Here is a 16,946-nt window from a genome sequence, read left to right on the forward strand (position 1 = left end):
GCTGCGGCCATGAATGTTCCGCGCCGGCCGGTGCACGACAACGGCCTGTTACTGGCGTGCCTGGCATTGTTCGCCATCTTTGTCGCCGGCATGGTGGTGTCGGGCGCCGCGGTGCTGGAGCAAGAGCAACGCGCGCACGGCGTGGCGCAGGCCGTTTCGGTGTTCGACTACCTGCGCACCGGGGATTTCGTGGAAGCCATGTTCGAGAACTGGGAGTCCGAGTTCCTGCAGATGGGGATGTATGTGGTGCTCACCGCATTCCTCGTCCAGCGCGGCTCCTCGGAGTCCAAACCGATCGACCACACTGCACCTCAGGACGCGGACCCGCGCGTCGCCCCGCTCGCCGCCACGACGCCGTGGCCGGTCCGGCGCGGCGGTTGGCCCCTGAAGGTCTACGAGAACTCGCTGGCCCTGGCGTTTTTCGCGCTGTTCTTCGCCTCCTGGGCATTGCATGCGCTCGGGGGTGTGGCCGCGTTCAACAAGGAACAGCTGCAGCATGGTGAGCCCCTCCTCTCGGTCTGGCAATACCTCGCGACGGCCCAATTCTGGTTCGAGTCCATGCAGAACTGGCAGAGCGAGTTCATCGCCGTCGCCGCCATCGTGGGGCTGTCCATCTTTCTGCGCCAGCGCGGCTCGGCCGAATCCAAGCCCGTCGCCGATCCGCATCGGCAGACCAGCGCCTGAACTGTTACGCGCTGATATCGAGCCGATCGGCGAGGGTCAAGAACGCGACCGCGAAGTCGTTGTCCGCGGTATCCGCCCGTAGTGCCTCCCAATCCACTCGCTCCCGGACCGCCCGCGCGGCCGGTAGCAACGAGGAAAAGTCGCAGTGGTGTTCGTTGAGCGCCCTCAGCTTCTGTGTCAAGACGCAGGTGACCGGCAACACGGGCATTCTGATGGCGATGACGTCGTGTTCCTCGGCGTCGCCCAGAGTTGCCGGCGTCACCGGTACGCCGTTGAGCCGATGGAGTACATCCACGAGCACCTCCCCGCTGTGCGCCTTGAACAGCCAGTCCTCGGGGGGTCGCTCGATCCGGAAGCCGGCCTCGCCGAGGGTGCTCGCGGCGGTCTCGGTGTCGGCCTCGGCCACCACGAAGTCGACATCGTGGATCGGTTCGGGCCCGCCGTGGACCCACAGCGCGTAGCTGCCGGCCAGAGCAAAGGGCGGGCCGTACTCCTTGAGCGCGGACGCGGCGGTGCGTAAAGCGGCCCGGAGCTCCTCGTGTGTCGACATCGTCACCTCCAGTTGTCCCCACGCCCATGCTGGGTACCCACCCGGCATGCGCATTGCGACCTTCAACATTCTGCACGGACGCACCGTCGGCGACGGTGTCCATCCCGCGCGCCTGACGGAGTGCATACGCGAACTCGCGCCCGACATCTTGGCGTTGCAGGAGGTCGATCTCGATCAGCACCGTTCCGGGCGCAGCGATCTGACCGCAGTGGCCGCAGCGGCTATGGGCGCCGCCGCGCACCGGTTTGTCGCGGCCATCTCGGGCACACCGGGTGCCACCTGGATGGCGGCCACCGGCGAGGAGCAACCGGGCACCGCCGCCTACGGTATCGCGCTGCTGTCCCGATTCCCCGTGGCCAGCTGGCAAGTGGTGAGGTTGCCTCGCATCCCGGTGCGGTTCCCGATGTACCTGCCTGGCCCGCGTCGCGTCAAAATCGTCGACGAGGAACCGCGGGCGGCGGTGATCGCCCAGCTGGACACCCCGTTGGGTCCGATGTCGGTGGCGAACACCCATCTTTCATTCGTGCCGGGCTGGAATCGTATGCAGTTGCGTCGCTTGGTACGAGATCTCAAGGGTCTGCCCGGGCCGCACATCCTGGCCGGTGACCTCAACCTCACACCACAAGCCGCCGCCCGGTGGTCGGGCCTGCGTCCGCTGGCCACCGCGCCGACCTTCCCGGCCGACGAGCCCACCCGCCAGTTGGACCATATCCTCACCGATGATCCGGCGCTGTGCGCCCGCCACTGCCGTGCACCGGTGGCCGCGCTGTCGGATCATCGCCCGCTGGTCGTGGACATCGAGCTGGATTAATCGCCGCCTTGGCGGGCGCGTGCTTCGGCTCCGGTCTCACCAGCGTCGAAATCGTCGTCGGAGAACGTGCGTCCGACATACGAGCCGTATTCCTGCTCACTGGCTCGTGAGGCAGCGACGGCGGGGTCGTCCTCGACATCGGGTTCATTCTTCTTCTTGGACTCTGGACCACTCATCGCATGCGGTTACCCCTGCCGGGGCCCTCCCAATCTTGCCCGGGCGGCGCCGGGGACAGGATTAGCGATCGCGAAAACGGGAAGACCGTTCCCATGGCTACATATCGAGTGATCAATCCGCACGGGGACGTCGTCGACACCAAAGACATCGACAGCGCCGGCGACGCTCACGCATGGTTCGTCGACCAGAAGGCGGACAACTCGGAGCTGGGTTGGCGCATGGAGGTCAGGTCCGACGACGGCTGGGCGTTCTTCGATGACAGCGAGGGGTCGACGTGACGTCCTTGTGGCTGGATGGCCGGGGCGAGAGTTCTTCCCCCGCAACGGAAATCCCCGATACCCGTTTCGATGTGGCGGTGATCGGAGCCGGTATCACCGGTCTGTGCACGGCCCTGCTGCTGGCGAGGTCGGGCAAACGGGTGATTGTGGTGGAGGCACGCGATATCGGCGCCGGCACCACGGGCAACACCACCGGCAAGCTGAGTCTGCTGCAAGGCACCAAACTGTCCCGTATTCGGTCCAAACACAGCGACCGGATCCTGCGCGCCTACGTGGCGGGAAATACCGAAGCTCGCGACTGGGTCATCCGCTATTGCGAGCAGCACGGCATCGACGTGCAACGTGAGGATGCCTACAGCTACGCGCAGGCCGCTGCCGGGATCGGTGACGCGCGGGCTGAACTGGCGGCGTGCCGCGCCGCGGGCCTGCCCGCAGACTGGGTCGAGGACGCCGACGTGCCGTTTCCGTATCGGGGCGGGGTTCGCCTGCCTGAGCAGGCCCAAATCGACCCGCTGCCACTCCTGGATAGCTTTGCCGCTGAGCTAAAGCGTCATGGCGGCACCATTGTGCGGGGTAGCCGCGTCGAGAAGGTATCGCTGGGTACGCCCCTGCGGCTGAGCCTGGAGCGCGGTACTGGACAAATCGCCGCCGAGCACTGCGTGCTCGCCACCGGAGTGCCGATCCTGGACCGCGGCGGCTTCTTCGCCAAGGTGAGCCCGCACCGGTCCTACTGTGTGGCATTCGACGTGCCCGGCGACATCACCCGCGCGATGTTCCTGTCCACCGACTCGCCGACCCGTTCCGTTCGTTACGCACCGACGGCCGACGGTGAGCGCCTGATCGTCGGCGGAGCCGGTCATCCGGTGGGCCGTTCCTCGGATCCCGCCGATTCGGTGCAGGAGTTGGTCAGGTGGACCACGCTGCATTTCCCCGGTGCCGTACGGACGCACTACTGGTCCGCCCAGGACTACTCGCCGATCGCCGAACTGCCGTACGCGGGTCCGATTCTTCCTGGGGTACAGCACATCTGGGTGGCCACCGGATTCGACAAGTGGGGAATGACCAACGGCGTCGCCGCAGCCCTGACCATCACTGCGAAGATGCTCGGCGGCCACATGCCGTGGGCTGAGGCATTCGCCGCGTGGAGTCCGCACGAACTGTCCGGCCTGAGCTCGGCATTGCAGACCAATCTCTCCGTGGGTTACCACATGGCCAAGGGCTGGGTGGCTCCGTCGGTATGCCACGAGGACCCGGTGGAGGGCCAGGGCGTCGTCACGGGACCACCGTGGCACCTGCGCGCAGACAGCGTCGTCGGCGGGGTGAAGCGCACGGTGTCGCCGGTGTGTCCGCACCTGGGCGGAATCGTGAACTGGAATGACGCCGACCTGGCGTGGGAATGCCCGCTGCACGGATCCCGCTTTGCGCCGGACGGCGCAGTGCTCGAGGGGCCGGCCACCCGAGGCCTCACCCCGTCGGACCGCACCAACAACTGAGGAGTACCGCACCATGAAGGCAGTGACCTGGCACGGCAAGCGCGACGTCCGAGTAGAGCAGGTGCCCGATCCGAGGGTCGAGGAGCCCACCGACGCGATCATCGAGGTGACCTCGACCAACATCTGCGGATCGGACCTGCACCTGTACGAGGTGCTGGGCGCATTCATGAACCCGGGCGACATCCTCGGCCACGAACCGATGGGCATCGTTCGCGAAATCGGTTCCGGTGTGACCGATCTGGCAGTAGGCGACCGGGTGGTCATTCCGTTCCAGATCTCCTGTGGCAGTTGCTTCATGTGCGACCACGAGCTCTACACCCAGTGCGAAACCACACAGGTTCGCGACCAGGGGATGGGCGCGGCGCTTTTCGGTTACTCCGAACTGTACGGTCAGGTGCCGGGCGGGCAAGCCGAATTGCTCCGGGTGCCGCAGGCACAGTTCACCCACATCAAAGTCCCCGACGGCCCACCGGATTCACGCTTCGTCTACCTTTCCGATGTGCTGCCCACCGCCTGGCAGGCGGTGGCCTACGCGGACATCCCGGCCGGTGGATCGGTGACCGTGCTGGGCCTGGGGCCGATCGGTGACATGGCGGCGCGTATCGCGGCCCACCTCGGTTATGACGTCATCGCCGTCGACCGGGTACCGGCCCGTCTCGATCGGGCCCAGGCCCGCGGCATCCGGACCATCGACCTGGCCGCCCAGGAGAATCCCATCGGTGACGTCATCCGCGAGTTGACCGGCGGCCGCGGCACGGATTCGGTCATCGACGCCGTCGGCATGGAGGCGCACGGATCGCCCATCACCAAGGCGGCCCAGCAGCTCACCGGGTTACTCCCGGACTTTCTGGCGAAGCCGTTCATGGAGAAGGCCGGCGTCGACCGGTTGGACGCGCTGTACTCGGCGATCGACATCGTTCGGCGCGGCGGCACCATATCGCTGATCGGTGTCTACGGCGGTATGGCCGATCCGCTGCCGATGCTCACCCTGTTCGACAAGCAGGTGCAGCTGCGGATGGGACAGGCGAATGTCAAGAAATGGGTGCCCGACATCATGCCGTTGCTCACCGACGAGGATCCGCTCGGTGTCGATGATTTCGCCACCCACACATTGCCACTCGATGAGGCGCCGCACGCGTACGACATCTTCCAACGCAAGGCCGACGGCGCCGTGAAGGTCATCTTGAAACCGTGACGGGGGTGAGCAAACTGAATCTGCGTCGCAGAACCGTACTCAAGCTCCCACTACTCACACCGCCGGCGGCGGCACTGACCACCGCCCCCCACGCCAACGCCGCCTCGGCGCGTTGGTCCTCGGACCGCGCACATCGCTGGTTTCGGGGCCAGGGTTGGCTGGTCGGTGCGAACTACATCACCTCGAATGCGATCAATCAGCTCGAGATGTTCCAGCACAACACTTTTGACCCGCAGCGGATCGACGGCGAGTTGCGGATCGCGCGCTTCATGGGTATGAACACGGTGCGCGTGTTCCTGCATGATCAGCTCTGGACGCAGGACCGGGTGGGCTTTCAGCGCAGGCTCGGCCAGTTCGTCGACATCGCGGCGCGCAACGGCATCAAACCTCTTCTGGTGCTTTTTGATTCATGCTGGGATCCGCTGCCCAAGAGTGGGCCGCAGCGCGCACCACGGCCGGGGGTGCACAACTCGGGCTGGGTGCAGAGCCCCGGTGCCGAGCGGCTCGACGACCGCCGTTACCGGCAGGTGCTGCAGGAATACGTGGTGCGCATCCTGACCCAATTCCGCAACGACCCGCGGGTGCTCGGCTGGGACCTGTGGAACGAGCCGGACAACCCCGCTGCGGTCTACAGATCGGTGGAGCGGGCGGACAAACCGCAGCTGGTCGCCGACCTGCTGCCGCAGGTATTTCGCTGGGCCCGCACCGTGGACCCGGTGCAACCGTTGACCACCGGCGTATGGGAGGGCCAGTGGGGCGACCGGTCGCGGCGCAGTGAGATGGCGAGCATCCAACTCGACATGGCCGACGTGATCACCTTCCACAGCTATGACAACCCGGCCGGGTTCGAGGCGAGGATCGACGAACTGCAGCCGTGGGGGCGGCCGCTCATGTGCACCGAGTATCTGGCGCGCACCGAGGGCAGCACCATCGAAGGCGTGCTCCCGGTGGCCAAACGCCGCCATGTCGGGGCGTACACCTGGGGGTTGATCGCAGGCAAGACGCAGACCTGGCTGCCGTGGGATTCGTGGGACCGCCCCTATCTGAAGCCGCCCAGGGAATGGTTCCACGATCTCGCGTTCGCCGACGGACGGCCCTACCGCGGGCGCGAGATCGACACCATCAGGAAGCTGACTGGATCTGGATGAGATTGATTCTCACGGGATATCCCTTCCGGCATCTACCAGACGCAGCACCGCGGCACCCTCCTCGTCGGAGGCCTCCAGGTCGACTTCGGCGACGAAGCCCCAATCATGATGTCCGGCGGGGTCATCCAGGATCTGGCGCACCCGCCACTGCCCGGGGTGGCGCTCGATGATGAGCAGGGCCGGGCCGCGGGCATCCGGGCCGATGCCGACATCGGCATGCTCGTCGAAGTACTCCTCGCCGATCTCCTGCCAACGCTGGGCGGACCAGCCGGAGCCGCCGTCCAGCTCGCCGAGGTCGGCCCAGCGGCGACGCGCGAACAGCTCCACCCGGCGGAAGAGGGCGTTGCGCACCATCGCCGTGAACGCCCGTTCGTTGCCGGTCAGCGGCCGCGGCCGGGTCGGTACGGCCACCGGCACGTCGTGCGGCTGGTCGGGGCTGGTCAACTGCTCCCATTCGTCGAGCAGGCTCGAATCAACCTGCCGGACAAGCTCGCCGATCCACTCGACGATATCGTTGAGCTCCTCGGTGCGCGCCGCCGCCGGCACACCGGAACGCAGCGCCTTGTAGGTATCGGAGAGGTAGCGCAGCACCGCACCTTCCGAGCGGGTCAGGCCGTACTGGCTGACATACTCCCGGAACGTCATGGCGCGCTCCCACATCTCACGCACCACGGATTTGGGTGACAAGCGCCCGTCGGCTGCCCACGGATTGGTCTGTAGATAGACCTGGTAGGTGTGCTCGAGGAGCTCCTGCAGCGGTTTGGGGTAGGTCACCTCGTCGAGGAGTTCGATGCGCTCGTCGTACTCGATGCCCTCGGCTTTCATGGCCGCCACCGCCTCCCCGCGGGCCTTGTTCAGCTGGGCGGCCAGGATCTGTCGGGGATCCTCCAAGGTGGCCTCGATGACCGAGACCACATCCAGCGCATAGGTGTCCGAGGCGGGGTCGAGGGCGTCGACGGCCGCCAGGGCGAAGGTCGACAGCGGCTGGTTGAGTGCGAAGTCGGGCGGCAGGTCGACGGTCAGCCGGTACCGCCTCCCGTCCGGCTCGGGTTCGGGCAACCGTTCCAGGACCCCGGCCTGCAGCAGCGAGCGCGCGATACCCACCGCCTCGCGGATCAACCGCAGTTGCCGTTTGCGCGGCTCGTGGTTCTCGGTGAGCAGTCGGCGCATGGCGATGAAGGGATCCCCTGGCCGGTCGACGACGTCGAGGATCATCGCCGTCGTCACCTTCATATTGCTGGTCAGCGGTTCCGGGGTGGCCTCGACCAGGCGGGTCATGGTCGTCTCGCTCCAGGGGACCATGCCCTCGGGAACCTTGCGCCGCACCAGCTTCCGACGCTTCTTGGGATCATCGGCCACCTTGGCGAACTGTTTGAGGTTCTCCACCTCGTGGTCGGGGGCCTGCACGACCACGCTGCCGATGGTGTCGAATCCGGCCCGGCCGGCCCGGCCGGCGATCTGATGGAACTCGCGGGCATTGAGCAGCCGGGTGCGCACACCGTCGTACTTCGACAGTGCCGAGAACACCACGGTGCGGATCGGGACGTTGATGCCGACGCCGAGGGTGTCGGTGCCGCAGATGACCTTCAACAGGCCCGCCTGCGCGAGTTGTTCGACCAGGCGGCGGTACTTGGGCAGCATCCCGGCGTGGTGCACGCCGATCCCGTGCCGGACCAGACGGGACAACGTGTTGCCGAATGCGGTCGAGAAGCGGAAGCCGCCGATCAGGTCGGCGATCGCGGCCTTCTCCTCCTTGGTGCTGACGTTGACGCTCATCAGCGCCTGTGCCCGTTCCAGTGCCGAGGCCTGGGTGAAGTGCACGACGTAGATCGGCGCCTGCTTGGTGTCAAGCAGGTCGCCGATGGTCTCATGCATCGCGGTGGTGGCATAGGAGTAGAACAGCGGTACCGGACGTTCGGCGCCGGTGACCAGGGCGGTGTCGCGGCCGGTGCGGCGGGTGAGGTCCTCCCGGAGGAAGGTCACGTCACCCAGGGTGGCCGACATCAGCAAGAACTGGGCGTGCGGCAGTTCGAGCAGCGGTACCTGCCAGGCCCAGCCGCGGTCCGGGTCGCCATAGAAGTGGAACTCGTCCATCACCACCAGGCCGATGTCGGCTTCGGCGCCCTCGCGCAGCGCGACGTTGGCGAGGATCTCCGCGGTGCAGGCGATGATCGGGGCATCGGCGTTCACCGATGCGTCACCGGTGAGCATGCCGACATTGGCTGCGCCGAATATCTCGCAGAGTGCGAAGAACTTCTCGCTGACCAGCGCCTTGATCGGTGCGGTGTAGAAGCTGACGCGGTTGGTGGCCAGGGCGGCATAGACCGCGCCGGTGGCGACCAGCGACTTACCCGAACCCGTCGGGGTGGCCAGGATGACGTTCGCGCCGCTGACCAGTTCGATCAAGGCCTCTTCTTGCGCCGGGTAGAGCGCGGTCCCCGCCGCGGCTGCCCACTCGCCGAAGGCGGCGAAGAGTTCGTCGGGGTCGTCGGTGCGCGGTTGCAGGGCCATCGTGTGTTCAGCCTGCCATGACAGCCGAGTATCAACTACTTGTCATTCGGCTTCGGCGGCGTTACCGTCGAAGCCATGGCGAGGTTTCCCAAACCGGCAGAGGGCAGTTGGACGCAGCACTACCCCGAACTGGGCACCGGGCCGGTGTCCTATGAAGACTCCATCAGTCCCGAGATCTACGAACTGGAGCGGCAGGCGATCTTCAAGCGTGCCTGGCTCAACGTCGGGCGGGTCGAGCTGTTGCCCCGCAAAGGCAGTTACTACACCAAGGAAATGAAGGCTGCCAACACCTCGATCATCGTGTGCCGCAACACCAAAGGCGAGGTGAAGGCGTATCACAACGTCTGCCGCCACCGCGGCAACAAGCTGGTGTGGAACGACATGCCGCTGGAGGACACCAGCGGCACCTGTCGACAGTTCATCTGCAAATACCACGCCTGGCGCTATGACCTGGACGGCACGCTGACCTACGTCCAGCAGGAAGACGAGTTCTTCGATCTGGACAAGAACCGCTACGGACTGGTTCCGGTGCATTGCGAGGTGTGGGAAGGCTTCATCTTCGTCAACTTCGCCAGTCACACTGAAGAGCCGGAACAGACGCTCACCGAGTTCCTAGGACCCATGATCACCAATCTGGCCGGGTACCCGTTCGGCACGATGACCTCGCGGTTCACCTATCGCTCGGAGGTCAAGGCGAACTGGAAGCTCTACATGGACGCGTTCCAGGAGTTCTATCACGCACCCGTACTGCATGCGAACCAGACGCCGACCGCCTATTCCAAAGCGGCGGCGCAGGCCGGGTTCGAGGCGCCGCACTACCGTATCGAGGGTCCGCACCGGTTGGTGAGCACCTCCGGGGTGCGGGTCTGGGAAATGGCCGACGAGATGCGCAAGCCGATCGAGGACATCTGCCGCAGTGGGCTTTTCGGTCCATGGGATGCCCCGGACCTGGGCCAGATGCCCGTGGGGTTGAACCCGGCCAAATGCGATCCGTGGGGCCTGGACTCGTTCCAGCTGTTCCCCAATTTCGTCATCCTGTTCTGGGGGCAGGGCTGGTACCTCACCTACCACTACTGGCCGACGTCGTTCAACACCCACACGTTCGAATGCACGCTGTACTTCCCGCAGCCGCGCACTCCGCGGGAGCGCCTCGGTCAGGAACTCGCCGCCGCATCGTTCAAGGAGTACGGCCTGCAGGACGCGAACACGCTGGAGGCCACCCAGACCAGTATCGAATCCCGGGCGGTCGAGGAATTCCTGCTCTGCGATCAAGAGATTCTGCTGCGCCACCTGCACAAGGAGACGGCGTCCTGGATCGACGAATACCAGCGCAAGACCGCAGGGGTGTGAAGGCCGTGCTGCCAGAAGAATTCGCCGATCTCGAATGCTTCTCGGACTGGTGTCTGCCCAATGAGGCGGCCCGCTACAGCAAGCGGCTCGGTAGCACCATGGTGGAGATGCAGGCCTTCTACGACGCCATCACCGCGCGTGCGGAGGAGGCGATCTCCTACTGCGACAAGTTCTCGCTCGACGACATGCCCGAGGATGTGCTGAACCTGATGCGGATGCTGTATGCGATGGTGACGGTGTCGTTCCCGGTCGAATGCTGGAAACAACCTCGGGTGCCCGATTCCGGGGCGACCAGCCTGGACTGCGTCTACGAGCCCGTTCCGTGATTGTCCTGAAAGCCGCCCGCTGGGCCGACGTCGACACCGGTGAGATCCACTCGCCCGCGGTCATCGTGGTCGAGGGAAACCGCATTACCGCGGTGAATCCCGTAGGCCTGCTGCTGGATTCGTCCAGTGTGATCGACCTGGGTGAGGTGACGTTGCTGCCGGGCCTGATGGACATGGAACTGAACCTGCTCATCGGCGGCCCGGGGAGTCCGGAGGGCCTGCCCACCCCGATGCACGGGGTGCAGGACGACCCGGCCTACCGGACGCTACGTGGCGCGGTCAACGCAAAGACCACCTTGGATGCCGGGTTCACCACGGTGCGCAATCTCGGCCTGATGGTGAAGACGGGCGGTTACCTGCTCGACGTGGCCCTGCAGCGCGCGATCGATCAGGGCTGGCATCCCGGGCCACGAATCTATCCGGCCGGTCACGCCGTCACCCCGTATGGCGGGCATCTGGACCCCACGGTGTTCCAGCGGCTGGCGCCGGGCGTGATGCCGCTGTCGGTGGCCGAGGGGATCGCCAACGGGGTGCCCGATGTCATCGCCTGTGTGCGCTACCAGATCCGGCACGGCGCCAAGCTCATCAAGGTGTCCGCCTCGGGCGGGGTGATGTCGCACAGCACCGCCCCGGGCGCGCAGCAGTACTCGGACGCGGAGTTCGAGGCGATCGCGGACGAGGCGCACCGTGCCGGCGTCCGGGTGGCCGCGCACGCGGTGGGCGACAGCGCCATTCGGGCGTGTATCCGCGCAGGCATCGACTGCATCGAGCACGGCTTCTTGGCCAGCGACGAGACGATCCAGATGATGGTCGATCACGGCACCTTCCTGGTGTCGACGACATACCTCACCGACGCCATGGCCATCGACCGGATCGCACCCGAACTGCGCGCGAAGGCGCTGGAGGTGTTTCCGCGGGCTAAAGCCATGCTGCCCAAAGCTATTGCGGCCGGGGTGCGCATTGCCTGCGGTACCGATGCCCCGGCGATCCCGCACGGCCACAACGCCAAGGAGCTCGGGGCGCTGGTGCAGCGCGGTATGACCCCGATGCAGGCGATCAAGGCCGCGACGGTGGTCAGTGCCGAACTGATCGACGCCGAACATGAGTTGGGGCGCCTCGCCGCGGGCTATCTGGCCGATATCATCGCCGTACCGGGCGACGTGTCCCGAGATATCGCCACCACGCTGGACGTGCGGTTCGTCATGAAGGACGGCGTGGTGGTCAAGAGCTAGAAGGTAGGCGGCGGAATATGGGTGACGAGCTGAGCGTGGAACTCACCGACAACATTCTGTGGCATCTCAAACAGGCCTTCTACTTCTCCCTGACATCGGTCAACGACGCGGTGAAACCGCACGGTGTGAGCACCGCCCAGATCGGTGTACTGCGCCAGCTCGCCAACCAGCCCGGCCTGTCCGGCGCCGAACTGGCGCGCCGGCTGCTGATCAGCCCGCAGGGCGTGCAGCTCGCGCTGACCGCCCTGGAGCGCCGAGGTCTGGTCGAGCGGAAGCAGGACCCGCAACACGGCCGCATCCTGCAGGCCTTCCTGAGCGACGAGGGGCGCGAGGTGGCCGCCGCGGTGGTCAGCGACGCGGTCGCCGCGCACGACAAGGTGTTCGGCGTGCTGAGCCCCGAGGAGCAGCAGCAATTACGGCTGCTGCTCAGTCGGGTCGTCGAGCAGGGTACGGGGCACACGCTCTACGCCGATCACATCGATCCCTAGTATCTACTACTTGAGAACTATCACAAGTACTTGATATCTTTGAGGGGATGAACACCCCGGAGGGCTTCGTACCGCTGCGCATCAAGGATGTGGTGCGTGAGACCGGCGACGCGATGTCGCTCGTGCTCGACGTTCCCACCGGCCAGGAGAGCCGGTTCAGCTACCGCGCCGGTCAGTATCTGACCCTGCGGGTGTCGGTGGACGGGCAGGAGTTCCGCCGGTGCTACTCCATGTCGTCATCGCCGGTGCTGCAACGGGATCTGCGGGTGACCGTCAAGCGCGACGGGCGCGGCGTGGTGTCCAACTGGCTCAACGACCACGCCGCGCCGGGCGATCACGTCGACGTCGGCACGCCGGAAGGGCGGTTCGTCCGGTCCGAGAGCAGCCGTGAGCTGGTGGCGTTCGCCGGCGGAAGCGGAATCACCCCGGTGTTCTCGCTCATCCAAACGGCACTGGCGGCCGGCAGTGGCCGGGTCCGGCTGTTGTACGCCAACCGGGCAGCCGGGACGATCATCTTCAAAGACGCCCTCGGGGGATTGGCCGCCTCCCACGCCGACCGGCTCACAGTGCGCCACCACCTCGACGACGAACGCGGGGTTGTCACCGAGCGGGTGGTGCGGGACTTCATCGCCGATATCGTCGACGTCACTGCCGCAGACTACTTCGTGTGCGGTCCGGGGCCCTTCATGGATACCGTGGAGACCGCGCTGCTGGCCGCCGGCATCCCCGCCGATCAGCTGTACCTTGAGCGTTTCACTGCCGCACCGGTGCCCACCGACGAGCCCTCGATCACGGAATCGGTGACGATCGAACTGGATCGTCAGACCGTCACCGTCGACTACCGTCCGGGGCACACCCTGCTGCAGATGGCCCGGATGGCCGGGCTGAAGGCGCCGTCGTCGTGTGAGACCGGTTCCTGCGGAACGTGTATCGCGCAGGTGACCGAGGGCAGCGCGCGGCTGCTGAACAACGACGCGCTCGACGACGACGAAGTCGCCGAGGGGTTCGTCGTCACCTGCCAGGCGTTGCCGACCAGTCGCACGGTCCGGTTCGTCTACGAGTGAAGGAGATTCGATGAGTCGGGTTGCGGTGGTGACCGGCGGCGCGTCCGGGATGGGCGAGGCCACCTGCCACGAATTGGGCAGGCGTGGGCACAAGGTGGCCGTCTTCGATGTGAACGGCGATGCAGCACAGCGGGTCACCGACGACCTACGGGCCGAAGGAATCACCGCGCTGGCGGTCACCGGGGATGTCTCCGACCGCGCCGCGGTCGAGGATGCGTTCGCCAAGGTCCGCGGCGAACTCGGCCCGGTCCAGATTCTGGTGACCAGCGCGGGACTGTTCGACTACGCCTCCTTCGCCGAGATCACGGTCGAATCATGGTCGCGCATCGTCGATGTCAACCTGACCGGCACGTTCCACTGCTGTCAGGTGGCGCTGCCGGACATGGTGGCGGCCGGGTGGGGACGCATCGTGATGATCTCCTCCTCCAGCGCTCAACGCGGCACACCGTTCGCCGCGCACTACGCCTCGTCGAAGGGCGCGCTGTTGACGCTCACCAAATCGCTGGCGCGCGAATACGCCGCGCAGGGGATCACCGTCAACAACATCCCGCCCTCGGGCATCGAGACACCGATGCAGCACGACGGCCAGGCCGCCGGGTACCTGCCGAGCAATGAACAGATCGCCGCCAACATCCCGGTCGGTCACCTCGGCACCGCGCACGACATCGCCGCGGCGGTCGGCTTCCTCTGTTCGGAGGACGCCGGATTCATCACCGGGCAGACGCTCGGGGTCAACGGAGGGTCGGTGATGTAGATGACGACGCAATGGGTGAAGCCGCCGGAAGGATCCTGGACCGAGCACTATCCGGAGCTCGGCACCGGGCCGATCTCCTTCCGCGACTCCATCTCCCCGGAGTTCTACGCACTCGAGCGCGACGCCGTGTTCACGCGCGCATGGCTGAATCTGTGCCGCGTGGAGGAGTTGCCGGAAGTCGGGAGCTATCTGACCAAGGACATCGAGGTCACGAACTCCTCGCTGATACTGGTGCACGGCGAGGACGGCCGTATCCGGGCCTTCCACAATCAATGCCGGCACCGCGGTGCGAAGGTGGCGGACGGGTCCGGTCGCGAACCGGAGTTGGTGTGCGCCCGGTCCGGTTGGCGCTACGCCCTCGACGGGACGCTGCGGCATGTACCCAACCAGGACAGCTACTTCGATTTCGACACCGCCGACTACGGACTGGTGCCGGTGCACTGCGATGTCTGGGCCGGTTTCGTCTTCGTCAACCTCGATGCACAGCCCCGCCAGACCCTGCGCGAGTTTCTCGGGCCGATGGTGACCGGGCTCGACGACTATCCCTTCGGCACGCTCACCGAACGCTATGACTGGGTCGCGCACAACAACAGCAACTGGAAGATCTTCGCCGATGCCTTCCAGGAGTACTACCACGTGCCCTCGCTGCACACCCAGCAGGTGCCGGCCGAGGTGCGCAATCCCGCAGCGGGATTCACCTGTGGGCACTTCCAACTCGACGGCCCGCATCGGCTGGTCTCCACGGCCGGCACCCGGCGCTGGCTGCTGGCGCCGGAGTACATGTACCCCATCGAACGGGCCACCCAGAGCGGCCTGGTGGGGCCTTGGCGCACACCGGATATCGGAGACCTGCCCGCCGGCCTCAATCCGGGCGGTATCGAGCCGTGGGGGATCAGCAATTTTCAGATCTTCCCCAATCTGGAGATCCTGATCTACGGCGGCTGGTACCTGCTGTACCGGTACTGGCCGACCTCCCACAACACCCACCGGTTCGAGGCGTACACCTATTTCCACCCCGCGCGGACGGTGCGGGAGCGCATCGAGCATGAGGTGGCCGCGGTGGTGCTCAAGGAGTTCGCCCTGCAGGACGCAGGGATGCTGGGCGGCACCCAGGCGGCGCTGGAGTACGACGTGGTCGACGAGTTCCCGGTCAACGACCAGGAGATCCTGGTGCGCCATCTGCACAAGGTAACCCTGGATTGGGTGCAGGAGTACCAGAACCGATGACCGACAAGCGATTACCCAGTGCGTTCGCCGAGCTGGAACCGTTCGCGCAGACCTGGTGCCTGCCCACCGAGACCGAACGGTGGGACCAGCGGCTGTCGAGTTCGATGGCCGAGATGCAGTCGTTCTACGACGCCTTCTTCCCCCGGTTGGAGGAGGCCATCGAGTACTGCGACAAGTTCTCCCTCGACGATCTGCCCGACGATGCCACCAACCTGCTGCACCTCATCTATTCCCTGGTGATGGTCGCCATGTCGATCGAGATCATGCACCAGCCCGCGCCCGTGGATGCCGCCGATGCGGTGATGATCCGCACCGGCGAGCCGAAACCCTGAAGAGAGGACGCACCATGAGTGTGCTCACCATCAACAAGCTCACCGCGTCGGTGGGAGCCGAAGTCACCGGCGTCGACCCGGAGCGGTTGGCCACCGATGACGGACTGGCATCGGCGGTGCTGGAGGCGCTGGAGGACAACGGGGTACTGGTCTTTCACGACCTGCATCTGAATCCCGAAGCGCAGGTGGCGTTCTGTGAGCGGCTCGGGGAGATCGACCGGTCCGCCGACGGGCACCATCCGGTGTCCGGGATCTACCCGATCACCTTGGACAAGACGAAGAACAAGGCCGCCGAGTACCTCAAGGCGACCTTCGACTGGCATATCGACGGTTGCACACCGTCGGCGCCCGACGAATGCCCGCAGAAGGCCACGGTGCTGTCGGCGATCCAGGTGGCCGCCCGCGGCGGTGAGACCGAGTTCGCGAATTCCTATGCCGCATACGAGACGTTGAGCGACGGAGAGAAGGAGCGGTACGCCTCGTTGCGGGTGGTGCATTCCCTGGAGGCCTCGCAGCGCCGGGTCTACCCCGATCCGTCCCCGGAACAGTTGGTGCGCTGGAAGGCTCGCCCCACCCATGAGAATCCGTTGGTGTGGACCCACCGCAATGGCCGCAAGTCGCTGGTGCTCGGCGCCTCCGCGGACTACATCGTGGGTATGGACCGGGACGAGGGCCGCGCGCTGCTCGCCGAGCTGCTGGAGCACTCCACGACACCCGACAAGGTCTACAGCCACACGTGGTCGGTGGGCGACACCGTGATCTGGGACAACCAGGGCGTGTTGCATCGTGCCGCGCCGTACGAGCCGAACTCGCCCCGAGAGATGTTGCGCACCACGGTGCTCGGGGACGAACCCATCGTCTAGAAGGGTGCGGGTTCGTCGTGGGCGGCGAGCCAGGCCTGGTGGTCTCGTTCTTGTTGTTCCAGCCGCGTTCGGTTGCTGTGGCGCTCGGCGTTGAGGCGTCGGCGGGTGTCCTCGTGGCGCGGCCGTTCCCGGGTGGGCATCTTCATGCACCGTCGGGCGAGGGCCGGCACGATATCCTTCACGGTGGGTTCGCCGGTGGGCTCTCCGAGCCCGGCGAACCATTGTGCACCTTCGGGTTCGGTGGTGTACACGTGCCCGGTCGGCGAGGTCCAGACGACGGTGCCGTTGGCCAGCTGCACGTCGTTCCAGTCGTCGAAGAACGTCTTCAGAAGATGATGCGTTCGGCATAGGCATTTGAGGTTGGTGACAAGTCGTTAATACGTCCCAGTCCCGTGGGTTCGTTCGGACTGAAGGGGTTTCATCGGGAGCCCACGGTGTTTTGGTGTTGCGGGCCTGGCTATGG

At 65.9% G+C, this 16,946-nt stretch carries 19 protein-coding genes; 15 read left to right on the forward strand and 4 right to left on the reverse strand.

Translation table 11 applies throughout. From position 1 onward, the window contains the following. The first annotated feature begins 9 nt into the window (after positions 1–9). Positions 10–684 (forward strand): DUF6766 family protein, encoded by a 675-nt coding sequence (locus A7U43_RS03830; protein ID WP_067991337.1) that lies wholly within the window; start codon positions 10–12, stop codon positions 682–684. Between the two features lie 4 nt (positions 685–688). On the opposite strand, the gene A7U43_RS03835 is transcribed toward A7U43_RS03830, so the two are convergent. After that, positions 689–1,234, reverse strand: a complete 546-nt coding sequence (locus A7U43_RS03835) for a hypothetical protein (protein ID WP_067991340.1) — start codon at positions 1,232–1,234, stop codon at positions 689–691. Positions 1,235–1,280: 46 nt separating this feature from the next. On the opposite strand from A7U43_RS03835, the gene A7U43_RS03840 reads away from it, so the two are divergent. Beyond that, a complete protein-coding gene (locus A7U43_RS03840) occupies positions 1,281–2,045 on the forward strand; it encodes an endonuclease/exonuclease/phosphatase family protein (protein ID WP_067991343.1) in 765 nt (254 codons plus the stop codon). On the opposite strand, the gene A7U43_RS03845 is transcribed toward A7U43_RS03840, so the two are convergent. After that, entirely contained in the window at positions 2,042–2,221 is a 180-nt protein-coding gene (locus A7U43_RS03845; protein WP_067991346.1) for a hypothetical protein, read from the reverse strand. The two genes, A7U43_RS03840 and A7U43_RS03845, sit on opposite strands and share 4 nt — an antisense overlap. A gap of 93 nt (positions 2,222–2,314) precedes the next feature. Here A7U43_RS03845 and A7U43_RS03850 point away from each other — a divergent pair, with 93 nt between their 5' ends. From A7U43_RS03850 to A7U43_RS03865, 4 genes are read left to right on the forward strand one after another with little or no spacing between them, the layout of a single operon-like run. Continuing rightward, positions 2,315–2,500, forward strand: coding sequence for a hypothetical protein (locus A7U43_RS03850; protein WP_067991349.1), 186 nt, complete (start codon positions 2,315–2,317; stop codon positions 2,498–2,500). Further along, positions 2,497–3,993, forward strand: coding sequence for an FAD-dependent oxidoreductase (locus A7U43_RS03855; RefSeq protein ID WP_067991352.1), 1,497 nt, complete (start codon positions 2,497–2,499; stop codon positions 3,991–3,993). The genes A7U43_RS03850 and A7U43_RS03855 overlap by 4 nt, the downstream gene beginning before the upstream one ends. A gap of 13 nt (positions 3,994–4,006) precedes the next feature. Then, on the forward strand, positions 4,007–5,188 hold the full coding sequence (locus A7U43_RS03860; protein WP_067991355.1) for a zinc-dependent alcohol dehydrogenase: 1,182 nt from the start codon (positions 4,007–4,009) through the stop codon (positions 5,186–5,188). A gap of 20 nt (positions 5,189–5,208) precedes the next feature. Further along, positions 5,209–6,336, forward strand: coding sequence for a glycoside hydrolase 5 family protein (locus A7U43_RS03865; RefSeq protein ID WP_068001832.1), 1,128 nt, complete (start codon positions 5,209–5,211; stop codon positions 6,334–6,336). A 9-nt stretch (positions 6,337–6,345) separates the two neighbouring features. Here the strand turns inward: A7U43_RS03865 and A7U43_RS03870 are convergent, their stop codons facing one another. Further along, complete coding sequence (locus tag A7U43_RS03870) at positions 6,346–8,847, reverse strand: DEAD/DEAH box helicase (RefSeq protein WP_067991358.1); 2,502 nt, start codon at positions 8,845–8,847, stop codon at positions 6,346–6,348. 75 nt (positions 8,848–8,922) lie between these two features. Here A7U43_RS03870 and A7U43_RS03875 point away from each other — a divergent pair, with 75 nt between their 5' ends. Genes A7U43_RS03875 through A7U43_RS03915 form a run of 9 tightly spaced genes read left to right on the forward strand, consistent with a single transcriptional unit; the run spans position 8,923 to position 16,483 of the window. Next, positions 8,923–10,197 carry an aromatic ring-hydroxylating oxygenase subunit alpha gene (locus A7U43_RS03875; RefSeq protein WP_067991360.1) on the forward strand — a complete coding sequence of 425 codons (1,275 nt, stop codon included), beginning with the start codon at positions 8,923–8,925 and terminating at the stop codon, positions 10,195–10,197. Continuing rightward, entirely contained in the window at positions 10,194–10,523 is a 330-nt protein-coding gene (locus tag A7U43_RS03880; RefSeq protein WP_067991363.1) for a hypothetical protein, read from the forward strand. Before A7U43_RS03875 ends, A7U43_RS03880 begins: the two co-directional genes overlap by 4 nt. Next, positions 10,499–11,755 carry a metal-dependent hydrolase family protein gene (locus A7U43_RS03885; protein WP_231963778.1) on the forward strand — a complete coding sequence of 419 codons (1,257 nt, stop codon included), beginning with the start codon at positions 10,499–10,501 and terminating at the stop codon, positions 11,753–11,755. Before A7U43_RS03880 ends, A7U43_RS03885 begins: the two co-directional genes overlap by 25 nt. Before the next feature lie 17 nt (positions 11,756–11,772). After that, positions 11,773–12,243, forward strand: coding sequence for a MarR family winged helix-turn-helix transcriptional regulator (locus A7U43_RS03890; RefSeq protein WP_082902013.1), 471 nt, complete (start codon positions 11,773–11,775; stop codon positions 12,241–12,243). 47 nt (positions 12,244–12,290) lie between these two features. Then, positions 12,291–13,307, forward strand: coding sequence for a ferredoxin--NADP reductase (locus tag A7U43_RS03895; RefSeq protein ID WP_067991369.1), 1,017 nt, complete (start codon positions 12,291–12,293; stop codon positions 13,305–13,307). Between the two features lie 10 nt (positions 13,308–13,317). After that, on the forward strand, positions 13,318–14,061 hold the full coding sequence (locus A7U43_RS03900; protein WP_067991372.1) for an SDR family NAD(P)-dependent oxidoreductase: 744 nt from the start codon (positions 13,318–13,320) through the stop codon (positions 14,059–14,061). Then, positions 14,062–15,288 (forward strand): aromatic ring-hydroxylating oxygenase subunit alpha, encoded by a 1,227-nt coding sequence (locus A7U43_RS03905; RefSeq protein WP_067991374.1) that lies wholly within the window; start codon positions 14,062–14,064, stop codon positions 15,286–15,288. Beyond that, positions 15,285–15,620 carry a hypothetical protein gene (locus A7U43_RS03910; RefSeq protein ID WP_067991376.1) on the forward strand — a complete coding sequence of 112 codons (336 nt, stop codon included), beginning with the start codon at positions 15,285–15,287 and terminating at the stop codon, positions 15,618–15,620. The genes A7U43_RS03905 and A7U43_RS03910 overlap by 4 nt, the downstream gene beginning before the upstream one ends. 14 nt (positions 15,621–15,634) lie before the next feature. After that, positions 15,635–16,483 carry a TauD/TfdA dioxygenase family protein gene (locus tag A7U43_RS03915; RefSeq protein WP_067991380.1) on the forward strand — a complete coding sequence of 283 codons (849 nt, stop codon included), beginning with the start codon at positions 15,635–15,637 and terminating at the stop codon, positions 16,481–16,483. On the opposite strand, the gene A7U43_RS03920 is transcribed toward A7U43_RS03915, so the two are convergent. After that, a complete protein-coding gene (locus tag A7U43_RS03920; protein ID WP_067991384.1) occupies positions 16,480–16,782 on the reverse strand; it encodes a hypothetical protein in 303 nt (100 codons plus the stop codon). The two genes, A7U43_RS03915 and A7U43_RS03920, sit on opposite strands and share 4 nt — an antisense overlap. Between the last annotated feature and the right edge of the window lie 164 nt (positions 16,783–16,946).

Source organism: Mycobacterium adipatum, assembly GCF_001644575.1.
GTDB classification, from domain to species: Bacteria; Actinomycetota; Actinomycetes; order Mycobacteriales; family Mycobacteriaceae; genus Mycobacterium; species Mycobacterium adipatum.

What these genes read in the sequence shown, in the direction of transcription:
- A7U43_RS03830 (WP_067991337.1), top strand. Translation starts at nt 10, where the DNA reads ATGAATGTTCCGCGCCGGCCGGTGCACGACAACGGCCTGTTACTGGCG.
- A7U43_RS03835 (WP_067991340.1), bottom strand. Translation starts at nt 1,234, where the DNA reads ATGTCGACACACGAGGAGCTCCGGGCCGCTTTACGCACCGCCGCGTCC.
- A7U43_RS03840 (WP_067991343.1), top strand. Translation starts at nt 1,281, where the DNA reads ATGCGCATTGCGACCTTCAACATTCTGCACGGACGCACCGTCGGCGAC.
- A7U43_RS03845 (WP_067991346.1), bottom strand. Translation starts at nt 2,221, where the DNA reads ATGAGTGGTCCAGAGTCCAAGAAGAAGAATGAACCCGATGTCGAGGAC.
- A7U43_RS03850 (WP_067991349.1), top strand. Translation starts at nt 2,315, where the DNA reads ATGGCTACATATCGAGTGATCAATCCGCACGGGGACGTCGTCGACACC.
- A7U43_RS03860 (WP_067991355.1), top strand. Translation starts at nt 4,007, where the DNA reads ATGAAGGCAGTGACCTGGCACGGCAAGCGCGACGTCCGAGTAGAGCAG.
- A7U43_RS03870 (WP_067991358.1), bottom strand. Translation starts at nt 8,847, where the DNA reads ATGGCCCTGCAACCGCGCACCGACGACCCCGACGAACTCTTCGCCGCC.
- A7U43_RS03875 (WP_067991360.1), top strand. Translation starts at nt 8,923, where the DNA reads ATGGCGAGGTTTCCCAAACCGGCAGAGGGCAGTTGGACGCAGCACTAC.
- A7U43_RS03890 (WP_082902013.1), top strand. Translation starts at nt 11,773, where the DNA reads ATGGGTGACGAGCTGAGCGTGGAACTCACCGACAACATTCTGTGGCAT.
- A7U43_RS03895 (WP_067991369.1), top strand. Translation starts at nt 12,291, where the DNA reads ATGAACACCCCGGAGGGCTTCGTACCGCTGCGCATCAAGGATGTGGTG.
- A7U43_RS03900 (WP_067991372.1), top strand. Translation starts at nt 13,318, where the DNA reads ATGAGTCGGGTTGCGGTGGTGACCGGCGGCGCGTCCGGGATGGGCGAG.
- A7U43_RS03905 (WP_067991374.1), top strand. Translation starts at nt 14,062, where the DNA reads ATGACGACGCAATGGGTGAAGCCGCCGGAAGGATCCTGGACCGAGCAC.
- A7U43_RS03910 (WP_067991376.1), top strand. Translation starts at nt 15,285, where the DNA reads ATGACCGACAAGCGATTACCCAGTGCGTTCGCCGAGCTGGAACCGTTC.
- A7U43_RS03915 (WP_067991380.1), top strand. Translation starts at nt 15,635, where the DNA reads ATGAGTGTGCTCACCATCAACAAGCTCACCGCGTCGGTGGGAGCCGAA.